We start from the raw sequence: 12,067 nt of genomic DNA on the forward strand, positions 1-12,067 counted from the left end.
ACTTCTTATGAAGTTGAGCGTTTCCAATTTTAAAAGATAGAAATCATATGCTTAACATCATATCACTGATGATTTCTAAATATTGTGTGTAAAATAGTAAATTAACGAAATTTAACGTTTATTCTCTTTTGTACCGGGGTTTTTAATTATATTTGCACTCCTTTAAAAACAAAAAACAGATAAATGAAGAAAATTTACTTCCTGCTTGGATGTACTGCATCCGTTATGGCAACCGCTCAAGTTGGTATCAATACTAGTGCACCCTCTACAACATTTGACGTTAGAAAATCCACTGTAACCACGGTTCCCGAAGGTGTACTTATCACTAGAATGTCTGGTGATGAACTGAAAGCAAAAGATGCCTTATATGGCAGCAGCCAACACTCAACACTGATTTATGCTACGGCAGTTCCGGGATCAGCGAGTACCAAGACTTCAAACATCAAAGCTCCGGGATTTTACTATTATGATAATGGTACTGGGAAATGGGAGGCTGTGATTAAGGAAGCTGTGACTCCAAAATTTTTCTACATGCCTTCAGTCCTTGTCAACACCACTACCTTGGGTGTAAAAACAATGGATCTTCATGCAGTTTATACCAGTCAGTTTACCAATCCACCGGTAAAAAGCACAGGTTCTGCAGGATCAATTCCCACTCTTACAAAAGATAAACTGGAGTATTATATTACATATTATGACACTGCGTTGCTAAGAAATGTAACCATCGATGCCAATGGACTGATGAGTTATGAGGTATATGGCAATGCCAGCGACGCGAGTTTCATGAATATCGTATTTGTTGTAAGATAAGACAAGTGATGAAAAAAAATAAATTACTGTTACTGACAGGCATACTGCTTGGCTGTAGTCTGAACAACGCACAGTTTACTATTACCAACAACTTCAGAACCAATGATTCCAGCGGGCTGAAATTGGGCGACAATGCCACGCTTACGGCAGCTTCCGGCGTAGATCCAAACGGTGAAGGCTGGTTACGGCTTACAAATGCTGCTACATATCAAAAAGGTTATATGTATATCCTGCAATCTTTTCCTACTGATTTGGGGGTCCTTGCGGATTTTGAGTACAAAGCATGGCGGTCCAGCAACGACGGATACAACGGAGCGGACGGATTTTCCGTATTCCTTTTCAATGGAAATGTAACCGAAGCTGAGTTTAAACTAGGCGGATACGGCGGTTCACTGGGTTATGCTACCTACAACAATCCTGCAGGAACAACAGGCTTGAGTGGCGGTTATATTGGCGTTGGTTTTGATGAATATGGAAACTTTGCACGCGCAAATGAAAACAGAAATGGCGGAACGAATGTTGAAGTTCCCAACTCAGTCGTTTTAAGAGGTCCTACCTCTGCGACTTATAACCTGTCTAACCCTTATTTTGCTCATACGCCGCTCGGAGACCGAACAGGAACACTGGCTCAAATCAGAAACCGAAACGAAATCGATTATAACACTATTACACCCACCCGCCCTACCGACAATCAATTCTACCGCAGATTCCAGCTGGAAGTTAAAAGAGTTGGCGCCGATTATCAGGTAAACGTGAAGTGGAGAAAACAAGGGGAAACAACTTTCACCGAAATTATTACGTATACAATCAACAGCGCAACCTATCCTATTCCGCCGACTTTAAAGGTGGGTTTCGCAGGTGCAACCGGCGGTGGTTACAACTTTCACGAAATCCGCAATATTTTGCTTACAACTCCTGGAAATATCCGCGTGGACAGCCGTTCTGATATGGCGATCTTATGTAATGACAAGAAAACACGGGTTACTCTAAATATTGAAGTGACAAATGATACACCCATTGCACTGAGCAATATTAATTTCAGCAATGAAATACAGAATTCCGCAGGAACACTGCTCAATACTTCGCAGTTTAAGATTACATCATTATCAACCACTGGATTTACCGCGAGTAATCTACCCACCACATCATTCCCAACCAATAGAGTAAGCGGCAAAGTTGGCTTGCCGGCAAACCGGTCAGGAATTGTGACCATCACGGGAGAATATTATCCGAAAGCACTTAAAAACAATGAGAGTTTTAAAAGTGTAACTCTTGTCGACACCTCGGAAGTTACCGACACTGACAATTCAAACAATACAGCAACCTCAGTTATTGCGGTTAGAAAATGTAATTTTATTACTAACCCTTCACTCCCGAGCTATAATAAATAGAAAAAAACCTGCTGACAATAACGAACGCACCTCATAGAAGTGCGTTCGTTTTATTTTAATCGAAGTTGTTCGGATGAATCTCCCGGATATCTTCTACCGTTCCCAATACCTTATCTTTCAAAGAATTCTGATAATGCTCTAATTTTCCAGAAACATTCTCATCTGAAGTTCCGATGATTTTAGCGGCTAAAATGCCGGCATTCGTCGCGCCGTTCAGTGCTACGGTAGCTACAGGAATTCCCGACGGCATCTGCAAAATAGAAAGTACAGAATCCCAACCGTCTATTGAATTGGAAGATAAAATCGGAACGCCAATCACAGGTAAAGTGGTACAACTAGCCACCATTCCCGGTAAATGGGCTGCCCCACCAGCTCCGGCGACGATGACTTTCAGGCCACGGGATTTTGCCGTTTTTGCGTAATCAAACATTCTTTCCGGAGTTCTGTGGGCTGAAACTACCGTTAATTCATAAGGAATTTCGAGTGATTTTAGAAAATCCGCTGCCTGTTGCATAACGGGCAAATCGCTTTGGCTGCCCATGATAATTCCGACCATTTTTTACTTTTTTTAAAGTTTTAAAGATAAGAATTTTATAAGAACAATTCTTCCTCCGACCCGTAAAAGCAGCAAAAAAGCGTACTTTTGCACTGTGAAATTTCCCAAAGACCCCAAACTTATTATTGCTATTTTAACCTTTGCCATCGTTTGGGGAACCACTTTTCTCGGGATCCGTATTGCGGTGGAAACTATTCCGCCCTGGTTTGTTGCGGGAATCCGACAGGTCATTGCGGCCGGATTATTATTTATCATTCTGCTGTTTTCAAAACAACTTCGATGGATCGGGTGGAAAAATCTAAGAATTCAAATCATTTTTTCCGTACTGATGCTGATTGTAGCCAACGGAATGACGACCGTTGCAGAAGAGCATCTTTCGAGCAGTTTGGCTTCTTTAATCAGCGCTACTTCTCCGCTTCTTGTATTTCTGGGAAGCATATTTTTTGGTCTTCAGAAATTTACCTACCGTTCTTTACTGGGAATATTAATGGGCTTCAGCGGGATTCTTCTGATTTTTAAAGATGGTATTCAGGATTTACTGAATCCGGATTACCGCATGGGCGTCATCTTTATTTTTATTGCCATCTGCGGTTGGGCTTTGGGATCAATTCTAACCAAAAAAATGAAACTTCAGCACCAGAATATTTCGTTGAACCTCTTCTACCAGTTCGCATTTGCAGGAGTAGCGCAGATTGCATTGGCTTTTATTCTGTCTGATAAAATTGAGGTGACTTCCTGGTCGTTCAAAAGCATCGCAGCAACTGTTTATCTCGCGGTTTTTGGGTCTGTAGCGGCTTATTTTGCGTTTCACTTTGCTTTAAAGAAAATATCGCCAACCCAGGTTTCCCTGCTTTCTTATGTAAATACAGTAATCGCAATATTTTTGGGATGGCTGATTCTGGATGAAGAAATTTCGGCAGCATTTATTACCGCCACTGCGCTTATTATCTGCGGCGTTTTTATCACCAATTACCAGAAGGGAATGTTCCGGAGGAGAAAACAAAGCATTGATTAACCCTGAATATATTCTTTCAGCTGTTTAATGACTTCTTTCTGATCAATTACTTTTTCGCGGATGACATCGGTAATCGAAATAATACCGTTCATTTTACCCTCTTCCATCACCGGCAGATAGCGCACATTGTGATCGGCCATCAATTGCATACAGTGATTCAGGGTGTCGAGCGGTTTAATTTCAGGAAGATTTACCGACATTACTTCCTTCACCTTAGTTTCTGAAGAATGCCGGTTTTTAAGAATAACATTGCGGGAATAATCTCTTTCGGTAAAAATACCGTGATACGTGTCGGCATCGTTTACCACCACTGCACCAACATTTCTGTCAGCCATGAGCTGTAACGCTTCCAGAACGGTCTGTTCCGGATTGACACTGACAAACAAATTCCCCTTGCGGGCCAAAACTGTTGCTATATTACTCATAATCAAATATTTTGTATTAAAGTTATTACAAAATATTTAATTAAAGAATACAATTTTAAACGAAACGTTTAATGCCCGGAAACGACCTTCACAAGTGATTTTACGTGAATAAGTTTTTCTAAAAGTTCTTTTCTAGAGTTTGCCAGAATGTTGATGTGACCCATTTTTCGCCCGGGTTTGGTTGCTGTTTTTCCGTAAAGATGAACGTAGGTTTTGGGTAATTTCAGTACTTCATCCAATCCTTCATACTTTACTTTTCCAGAGAAATTTTCTTCACCCACCAGATTCAGCATTCCTGAAAATCCGAAAGCATCGGTATCCGCGAGCGGAAGATTTTTTAAAACGCGGTAAAGCTGTTCGAACTGTGAATTGGTGTTTCCTTCCTGCGTCTGATGGCCCGAATTGTGCAGTCTCGGCGCGGTTTCATTTACCCAAACCTCATCTTTCTTATCGAGGAAAAGTTCAATGGCAAAAAGTCCGGGAGAATTAGCCGCCTTGATGAATTTCTTCACGATTTGCTGAATTTGTTGCTCCACATGTTCTGAAATATGCGCCGGACAGATATTAAAATCCAGAAGATTAAGTTTGGGATCCGCCACCATTTCAGTGACCGGAAAAGTTTTGGTTTCACCGTTTTCGTTGATGGCAACAATTACAGAAAGTTCTTTTTCGATATCCACCAGACTTTCCAAAACTGAAGGCACGTTCCACAATTTTTTCAGATCTTCTTCGGTTCTGATGACCTGTACGCCCTTCCCATCATAACCGCCAGCATTCATTTTCTGAACAAAAGGCAGCGGAAAATTCGCTTCGGATGTATTCTGGATAATCTGAAATTCCGGACTTGGAATATCGTGTTTTAGATAAAACTCTTTCTGGAGAATTTTTTGCTGGATAATCTGAATGATTTCGGGACTTGGAATTACCTTAACACCACATTCGCGGAGTTCGTAAAGCGCATCAACATTCACATGCTCGATCTCGATGGACACTACATCCTTCCCTTTCCCGAAATTTAACACCGTATCGAAATCATCGAAATTTCCCTCGGTAAAGTTAGATATTGCATGGCAGGGCGCATCTTTGGCAGGATCGAGGGTAAACCATTCGTCATCATATTTTAATGCTTCCTGAATAAGCATCCGGCCCAACTGTCCGCCACCGAGAATTCCGATTTTCATATTTTCACTTTTTTCTTTATTGATTTATATTCCTTCCCGTGAGGTGGGGAGTTCACAAAATTACGAAAAGCAATTCTTAGGGCATAAAAATGGCTTAATTATTTAATTGAAAAGTATGCAGAATAATACTTTTTAGTTTTACTTTGTATGAAATAAACTATGGAAATATTTCTCGCTATTTTGTCGGTATTGCTTATTATTCTGAGCATTCTTCCGTTTTTCAGGAGCCAGCACTGGGTTTTCCGTGTCCCGGAATTCATGAAGATTCAGATTCTTGTACTGCAGGGAATCTTATTTTCATCGTCAATTATTTTTGCTGAAAAAAACTTTTGGATGTGGCTCTTAAATGCCTTGCAGTTTATCTTGATTCTCTATCACCTTTATATTTTAATCCGCTACACCAAATTTTACAAAAAGAAAGAAGTAAAAAAGAATTCTACTGCTTCGGCGACGGTTAAAGTCATTTCGGTGAATGTTTATCAGTTCAATAAAAATTTCCAAAAACTGCATCAACTTATAGCGAAATACAGTCCCGACATCTTCATCACGATGGAAAGCAATACTGACTGGGAACAGGCCAACCGCAAACTTGAAAAAAACTATCCTTACACAGAAAAGATAACCCTGGAAAACACATACGGAATGCATCTTTATTCTAAAATTCCGTTTGTAGAATCTACTGTACATTTTTTTGTAGCAGATGATGTTCCAAGCATCGAAGCACGGTTTCAGACCGCGGACGGACATGATTTTGTTGTTTTTGCCGTACATCCACCGCCGCCAAGTCCTACGGAGGAAACCACTTCGAAAGAACGTGATGGTGATTTGCTTTGTGTGGCAAAAAAAATTAAAGAAAACCAGATTCCGTCTTTGGTAATCGGCGATTTCAACACGGTAGCGTGGTCGGTGACTTCCATTCTTTTCCGTAAAACCAGTGAACTGATTGATGCGCGTGTAGGAAGAGGGATTTTAGCAACATTCCATGCAAAATACTGGTTTTTCCGGGTTCCGCTGGATTTGCTTTTCCACTCACCAGAAATTTTCGTAGAGAAACTCGAAACTTTGGAACACATTGGTTCCGACCACTTCCCTATTCTCTGCCAATTTCACATCAATCTGTACGATAAAAAACAGGAAGAGGAAGTAAAAACGCTGAAACCTGAGGAGAAAGAAGTTGTGGAAGAACTGATTGAGGAAGGCATAAAAGAAGAATCAGATAACCGTGAAGAGATCGCAAAAGAATAAACTCATTCTAAATTTTATCGATTTTAAGATATTTGGGTTTGATGAAATTCTTCCGCTCAATTTCACCAGACTTTTCCAAAACCAATGAATATTTTTCCCTCATTTCCTGAGGCAGAAGATCATTTACTTTGAAAATATCATCAACATCAACGCCGTGTTTATCGTCGATATGGCTTACCGCACCTGGGAATCCCATCGTTTTGTAAAATTCGGTCTGCTTTGATCTTTTGATGACCTCCGACATTTTTTTTCCCACCATCAAATGCTGTTCATGAAATTCCTCGAAAAAACCGGCTTTATACCCGCCAAGATTGATGAAAAACAAATGATTTTCGGATTTCTCACTGCCTTTTTCAACAATTTTAACGTCGTAGCCATCGACAAATTTCACTTCCTGATAAGCATCAAGATGAAGATCGCTGCCCGCTTCCGGCCAGAACTCTTTGATATAAGGAACCAAATCTTTCAGTTTTTCCGCGATGCCAAAAAACACATCATGCTGCTCAATCGTTCTGCCATGGACTGAAGCGCCGAGAAGGATATAAAACAATTTCATCTTTTAAGCTTCGTAAAATTCCAGCGGCAAAGCATCGGGATCCTGGGTGAAAAAAAATTTCCGGTCTGTAAATTCATCCACGCGGATTTCCTCACATACCAAACCTTTTTTCATGAGTTCATCGCGCTTTTCCTCCAAATTTTCCACAGAAAAAGCCAAATGGCGCAACCCGCAGCTTTCGGGGCGCGAAGGTCTTGCCGGTGGATTGGGAAATGAAAAAAGTTCAATCACATAATGCTCACCAACCCCCAGATCGAGTTTATAGGAATCCCGCTCTGCACGGTAAACTTCGCGTAAAATTTGAAGCCCTAAAATTTCGGTATAAAATTTTTTCGAGACCTGATAATCGGAACAGATGATGGCGATATGGTGAATTTTCATATTAAAAATTTATTTAAAACTGAGATTTTTCAGGATGGCCTCCGACTTCAGTTCGGTTTCGCGCCATTCTTTTTCGGGGGAACTTTCAGCGGTAATGCCGCCTCCAACATAGATTAGGGCTGCATTTTTAAAGAATTCAGCGCAGCGAAGATTTACAAAATACTGAACATTTTCTTCGGTCTCGACTTTAATATAACCGGCATAGAAATTTCTTGGATGCGGTTCAAAATTTTCGATTGCATTTCTGCACATTTCCTTTGGAATTCCGCATACCGCAGGCGTAGGATGAAGTTCTGCAATGATTTTCTCCAAATCCTCTTCAGTGATTTTCGCTTTGAAATCGGTTCTTAAATGCTTGATGTTTCCGGAAATATGGTCGTAAGTGTCGCTTTTATGAACTTCAGAAGCATAATTTTTCAGCGTATTAGAGATAAAATCTGTTACCGGTTTTTGTTCTTCAATTTCCTTATCTGTCCACTTTTCGTCCACAGGTATCGTTCCGGCAAGACTTATGGTTTCAAACTCCGACGTTCTTTTATCAAATTTTCCTAATAATTCTGAAAAAGCACCCAGCCAGCATTTTCCGTCTTTAATAAAAAAATACACAAAAGCGTTTTTGTAGGCTTCGCAAAGATTAAGAAATGTTTGGGAAAGACTGAGTTTCGAACCGTTGAATTCTACCAGTTTTCTTCTGGAAATCACCAGTTTGGAAAGTTGATTATCTTTAATAAAGTCCATTACATTCAATAACTTCTTCTGATACTCTTCCGATGTTTCCTCTTTAAATTCAAGGAGTTCCATTTTCAATTCATCATTAAAGACTTCATGATTTAAAAACTCACTTATTGATATTGCGTTGATATTTCTTTTAAAATCTAATTTTTCTGACTGATCGAAGGACAGAAAAGACACTGCATCAGAAGCCGAAGTATCGCCGGTAGTGTAAATGGTTTCGGAAAAAGGAAATCTAAAGAAAATCATTTTTATTTGGGACGTGGAATGATATTATTGGTCATGGTGGTGTGATTGATCAGGTGACCATATTCGTCGCGGATATCGATTTCGGAGACATGCATGGTGTTTCCTTTGCGGATAAATCTCGCAGTTCCGGTGACCATTCCGTCTTTTTTGCTGCGTAAATGATTGGAATTGATATTGGTTCCCACAGGCACCACTTTCTCCGTATCTACGTGCAAAACAGAAAGACAGGAGCCAAGCGTTTCGGCCAGAACACAGTTTGCACCGCCGTGGAGAATGCCGAAAGGCTGATGAACTCTTGGCGTTACCGGCATAGTGGCAGTAAGGGTATCATCGGTAACATCAGTGAAAATAATTCCCAGTGTTTTACCCAAATTATCGCCGCCCCAGTTGTTGAGTTTGTGCAGAATTCCGTTTTTTTTATCTTCGGTCATTATTTTGCTATTTAATAAATTTTTGGATTCCATTTTTCAGGATATTTGGGTGTAATTTTTTTGTAATAATCTTCCATTTCCTGCATAATATCTTCGAAAGAGCGGGTTTCGAGATCTTTCACCGAAATTTCATAGCCCAAATGAATCTGTTTCGTTTTGAAATCGCCTGCTGCCACAATAATCGGAACTCTTGCCGCCATCGCCATATGATAAAAGCCTTTGCGCCATTTCGGCACCCAGCTTCTTGTTCCTTCCGGGGTAATCACCAGACTGAAATCTTCTTTTTTGAACTGATCAACCACAAATTTCACGAGGTCGTTTTTCTGGGAACGGTCGATCCCGATTCCGCCCAGCGCTTTTACCACTCCGCCGTACCAGGCTTTTGTGTGCTGATCTTTGATAATGATTTTCAACGGTTTATCGAGTGCCCAATAGGCAAGATTGCCAAGAAGATATTCCTGATTGGACGTATGTGGTGCAACGACAAGAATACAACGGTTAAGATTATTTACATCGCCTTCGAGAACAATTTTCCAGCCGATAAGTTTCAGGATGAGTTTTCCGATGAGTTTTTTCATATCAATTGATTCCGGGAAAGGAATTTAATTTTACTGTTTCTTATTAAACAAAAAAGTATAACCAAAGGTATTGGTTATACTTTACAAATATATTGAATTAAAATTCTAACTAAAATAAACTGCTAACGAAATCAATGATTCTCATTGCGATTTCTAAAACGAACTGTACCATGATTGAGGTTTTTGAGTGTGATTACTAACTTGATTAAATTCGCGTTACGAAATTAGTATTTTTTTTAATGAAAATACCAATCCGGATGTTAAATTTTGGTTAAACCTGAAATGAACAAGCGAAAAGCGGATTTTTCTGTGGAGCAGATCCTCCGCCTTTGCTCATCCACTCTCATTATTTGGTTTTAATGGATATTTCTTTCTTTCCGTCTTTAATGGAGATGTCAACATTTTCCATTTTGCCCATATTTGTTTTCATGGAATCGATGATTTTATCGGCCTCTGCTTTCGGCATTTTGGTCCCATTGATAATGACGCTGTCTTTATCTGAGGAACTGTACTGAATGGTAGATCCATTTATTTTGATCTTATTTTTCTCGATAACTACGCCGTGCGCATCGTCGTCATCGTCATCCTGAACTCCGTCGCCATCAAGGTCGCCGTCCAGATTCAGTGCATTTTCTTTCACTTTGAAAACTTTGGTGCTCATCGGAACTACCAGTTCATAGTTAACATTATAATCGCGGAAGCGGTCCTGGTAAGGGTATTTTACAAAATTGGGCAGTAAGATTTTGTTATCCTGAATTTCTACCGGTACATTAAGCTGGATCGGAATATTATAGCCCTTCCCTTCTTTTTTTATGATTAAATATGGCGCCGTAGCAGTTGCGTTTCTTGTTACATCAACGTAAGGATAATCTTCTTCGTAAACCATCTGCTTGTCTGAAAAGATATCGTCATCGTAAGCGGTGAAGTTCTGCGGAATCGTGATTTGCTTCACATCAATATACAGACTGTCGGAAGTGGTGTTGATGGCCACATTCTCGGTATCTTCTTTATGACCTTTGTAAATCATGTCTTTTTTGGCCATATTTACTCCGAAGTATGTCCCGAAACCGATAAGAATCAGCAATAACGCACCGAGTACGTATCCTACATTTCTGAGCTGCGTTTTCGGAGAAATGAGTTTAATGGAAAGCAAACTGAAGAGAATTGCCGGAATCAGGGTCCCGATCAGCATCATGGCATACAGCACATTGCTCATACCATCATCCTCAAACATAAAGTTGAATTCGCGCATTGGGGAAAAGTCAGAATTTCCACCAAATAATCCGAAGATAAAGAATGCTCCAATGATGCAACCTAATGCCATCAATCCGAAGATTCCGCCAAGAATATAACGGATTACATTCCAGATTCCGCTCCCGGCATTGTTGATGTAAGGTTTGTTTTCTTGATAAATTTCTCCGACTCTCTGTGTAGATTCATTGGCAAACTGAACCAGTTTGTTGGATTCGTTTTTCAGATTGTCGAAGTTCATGGGCTTTCCCTTCATTTTCAGAAAATCTGTTGCGGTTTCTGCTTTTGGCAAAACGATCCACAGAATTACATAAATCAAAATAATCAGTGAAGTTGAAATTGCTGCCGTGAAAACTCCAAGGATTGCGATTCCTAACCAAATGGCTCGCATGGCGCTTACATCCATCCCAACGTAATGTGCTAAACCTGCGCACACGCCTGCGATTTTCTGTTTTTCAGGATCGCGGAAGAGCTGTTTCTGGCCGGTGAACGTTCCTGTAGTTTTGTGGTCTCTTCTTGAAGATTTGTCAGAAAAGTAAGCCTCTTCCTGTTCTTCGATCTGCTCCGGCTTACCGATTTGTGAGATAACTTTCTCTACATCTGTATCGTTGATGACTTCACGTTTTCCTAAAGTGTCCTTAAAGATTTCAACCATCCGGATTTCGATGTCGTGCATTACCTCATCAGCTTCGTTTGCATCCAAAGAGCTTCTGAGCGCGGCAAGATAATCGCTGAGTTTAATATATGCGTGTTCCTCGATCGTAAAGGAGAAACCGGCAAGTCCTATTGAGAGTGTCTTGTTCATAGTTTTAAGAGTTTGGGTGGAACGAGCTTTCAGGTGCGTCCGTTGAGTTATTGTTTTTAGTAATTTGGTTTACTGAGTCGGTAAGTTCTTTCCAGGTATTCAGCAGTTCGGCAAGGAATAACTTACCTTTTTCTGTTATCTGATAGTACTTTCTTGGTGGGCCTCCGGTAGATTCTTCCCATCGGTAAGCGAGGAACTCGCCGTTTTTGAGTCTTGTGAGGAGGGGATAAAGAGTCCCTTCCACCACATCCAGTTTTCCTTTTTTAAGTTCATCAATCAAATCGGAAACGTACATTTCTTTTCTGTCGATCAAACTCAAAATACAGAATTCCAGAATTCCTTTTCGCATTTGCGCTTTGGTGTTTTCTGTGTTCATATTATTTTAGGTTATTAATTGGTTCTAATTTGCAAAGGATTTTTCATCCTATCAATCTTACAATGCAAAGATATATAATTAATTT

At 40.2% G+C, this 12,067-nt stretch carries 14 protein-coding genes; 4 read left to right on the forward strand and 10 right to left on the reverse strand.

Features of this window, described 5'->3' with window-relative positions:
* The first annotated feature begins 183 nt into the window (after nucleotides 1-183).
* Both OK344_RS03900 and OK344_RS03905 read left to right on the forward strand, forming a co-directional pair.
* Nucleotides 184-810: a phage tail-like protein gene (locus OK344_RS03900; protein WP_265143537.1), complete on the forward strand. Its 627-nt coding sequence runs from the start codon at nucleotides 184-186 to the stop codon at nucleotides 808-810.
* 8 nt (nucleotides 811-818) lie between these two features.
* Nucleotides 819-2,201: an L-type lectin family protein gene (locus OK344_RS03905; RefSeq protein ID WP_265143538.1), complete on the forward strand. Its 1,383-nt coding sequence runs from the start codon at nucleotides 819-821 to the stop codon at nucleotides 2,199-2,201.
* A gap of 55 nt (nucleotides 2,202-2,256) precedes the next feature.
* Here OK344_RS03905 and purE read toward each other — a convergent pair whose 3' ends face one another.
* Nucleotides 2,257-2,757, reverse strand: a complete 501-nt coding sequence (gene purE, locus OK344_RS03910) for a 5-(carboxyamino)imidazole ribonucleotide mutase (protein ID WP_265143539.1) — start codon at nucleotides 2,755-2,757, stop codon at nucleotides 2,257-2,259.
* 94 nt (nucleotides 2,758-2,851) lie between these two features.
* On the opposite strand from purE, the gene OK344_RS03915 reads away from it, so the two are divergent.
* A complete protein-coding gene (locus OK344_RS03915; protein ID WP_265143540.1) occupies nucleotides 2,852-3,772 on the forward strand; it encodes a DMT family transporter in 921 nt (306 codons plus the stop codon).
* Here OK344_RS03915 and OK344_RS03920 read toward each other — a convergent pair.
* Together OK344_RS03920 and OK344_RS03925 are read right to left on the reverse strand one after the other, a co-directional pair.
* Nucleotides 3,769-4,197 carry a CBS domain-containing protein gene (locus OK344_RS03920; RefSeq protein WP_265143541.1) on the reverse strand — a complete coding sequence of 143 codons (429 nt, stop codon included), beginning with the start codon at nucleotides 4,195-4,197 and terminating at the stop codon, nucleotides 3,769-3,771. The genes OK344_RS03915 and OK344_RS03920 overlap by 4 nt on opposite strands.
* Nucleotides 4,198-4,265: 68 nt before the next feature.
* A complete protein-coding gene (locus OK344_RS03925; RefSeq protein ID WP_265143542.1) occupies nucleotides 4,266-5,378 on the reverse strand; it encodes a 5-(carboxyamino)imidazole ribonucleotide synthase in 1,113 nt (370 codons plus the stop codon).
* 159 nt (nucleotides 5,379-5,537) lie between these two features.
* Between OK344_RS03925 and OK344_RS03930 the strand changes: the two genes are divergently transcribed.
* Nucleotides 5,538-6,623 (forward strand): endonuclease/exonuclease/phosphatase family protein, encoded by a 1,086-nt coding sequence (locus tag OK344_RS03930; protein ID WP_265143543.1) that lies wholly within the window; start codon nucleotides 5,538-5,540, stop codon nucleotides 6,621-6,623.
* A 7-nt stretch (nucleotides 6,624-6,630) separates the two neighbouring features.
* On the opposite strand, the gene OK344_RS03935 is transcribed toward OK344_RS03930, so the two are convergent.
* The 7 genes from OK344_RS03935 to OK344_RS03965 all read right to left on the reverse strand — a co-directional run bounded on the left by OK344_RS03935 (nucleotide 6,631) and on the right by OK344_RS03965 (nucleotide 11,982).
* Nucleotides 6,631-7,179 carry a DUF1543 domain-containing protein gene (locus OK344_RS03935; RefSeq protein ID WP_265143544.1) on the reverse strand — a complete coding sequence of 183 codons (549 nt, stop codon included), beginning with the start codon at nucleotides 7,177-7,179 and terminating at the stop codon, nucleotides 6,631-6,633.
* A 3-nt stretch (nucleotides 7,180-7,182) separates the two neighbouring features.
* A complete protein-coding gene (gloA2, locus tag OK344_RS03940) occupies nucleotides 7,183-7,560 on the reverse strand; it encodes an SMU1112c/YaeR family gloxylase I-like metalloprotein (protein ID WP_265143545.1) in 378 nt (125 codons plus the stop codon).
* Between the two features lie 9 nt (nucleotides 7,561-7,569).
* Entirely contained in the window at nucleotides 7,570-8,541 is a 972-nt protein-coding gene (locus OK344_RS03945; protein ID WP_265143546.1) for a chorismate-binding protein, read from the reverse strand.
* Nucleotides 8,542-8,543: 2 nt separating this feature from the next.
* The gene (locus OK344_RS03950; RefSeq protein ID WP_265143547.1) at nucleotides 8,544-8,972 is read right to left on the reverse strand and encodes a PaaI family thioesterase; all 429 of its coding nucleotides are present in this window, start codon (nucleotides 8,970-8,972) and stop codon (nucleotides 8,544-8,546) included.
* Between the two features lie 11 nt (nucleotides 8,973-8,983).
* Nucleotides 8,984-9,550: a 1-acyl-sn-glycerol-3-phosphate acyltransferase gene (locus tag OK344_RS03955; protein ID WP_265143548.1), complete on the reverse strand. Its 567-nt coding sequence runs from the start codon at nucleotides 9,548-9,550 to the stop codon at nucleotides 8,984-8,986.
* A gap of 346 nt (nucleotides 9,551-9,896) precedes the next feature.
* Entirely contained in the window at nucleotides 9,897-11,606 is a 1,710-nt protein-coding gene (locus tag OK344_RS03960; protein ID WP_265143549.1) for a PspC domain-containing protein, read from the reverse strand.
* Nucleotides 11,607-11,610: 4 nt separating this feature from the next.
* Nucleotides 11,611-11,982 (reverse strand): PadR family transcriptional regulator, encoded by a 372-nt coding sequence (locus OK344_RS03965; RefSeq protein ID WP_265143550.1) that lies wholly within the window; start codon nucleotides 11,980-11,982, stop codon nucleotides 11,611-11,613.
* Nucleotides 11,983-12,067: the final 85 nt, after the last annotated feature.

This window comes from Kaistella yananensis, from assembly GCF_026107505.2.
Taxonomy (GTDB): Bacteria; Bacteroidota; Bacteroidia; order Flavobacteriales; family Weeksellaceae; genus Kaistella; species Kaistella yananensis.

Coding starts and splice junctions, on each gene's coding strand:
- purE (WP_265143539.1), bottom strand. CDS start 2,757: ATGGTCGGAATTATCATGGGCAGCCAAAGCGATTTGCCCGTTATGCAA.
- OK344_RS03965 (WP_265143550.1), bottom strand. CDS start 11,982: ATGAACACAGAAAACACCAAAGCGCAAATGCGAAAAGGAATTCTGGAA.
- OK344_RS03945 (WP_265143546.1), bottom strand. CDS start 8,541: ATGATTTTCTTTAGATTTCCTTTTTCCGAAACCATTTACACTACCGGC.
- OK344_RS03925 (WP_265143542.1), bottom strand. CDS start 5,378: ATGAAAATCGGAATTCTCGGTGGCGGACAGTTGGGCCGGATGCTTATT.
- gloA2 (WP_265143545.1), bottom strand. CDS start 7,560: ATGAAAATTCACCATATCGCCATCATCTGTTCCGATTATCAGGTCTCG.
- OK344_RS03920 (WP_265143541.1), bottom strand. CDS start 4,197: ATGAGTAATATAGCAACAGTTTTGGCCCGCAAGGGGAATTTGTTTGTC.
- OK344_RS03950 (WP_265143547.1), bottom strand. CDS start 8,972: ATGACCGAAGATAAAAAAAACGGAATTCTGCACAAACTCAACAACTGG.
- OK344_RS03900 (WP_265143537.1), top strand. CDS start 184: ATGAAGAAAATTTACTTCCTGCTTGGATGTACTGCATCCGTTATGGCA.
- OK344_RS03960 (WP_265143549.1), bottom strand. CDS start 11,606: ATGAACAAGACACTCTCAATAGGACTTGCCGGTTTCTCCTTTACGATC.
- OK344_RS03955 (WP_265143548.1), bottom strand. CDS start 9,550: ATGAAAAAACTCATCGGAAAACTCATCCTGAAACTTATCGGCTGGAAA.
- OK344_RS03935 (WP_265143544.1), bottom strand. CDS start 7,179: ATGAAATTGTTTTATATCCTTCTCGGCGCTTCAGTCCATGGCAGAACG.
- OK344_RS03930 (WP_265143543.1), top strand. CDS start 5,538: ATGGAAATATTTCTCGCTATTTTGTCGGTATTGCTTATTATTCTGAGC.
- OK344_RS03905 (WP_265143538.1), top strand. CDS start 819: ATGAAAAAAAATAAATTACTGTTACTGACAGGCATACTGCTTGGCTGT.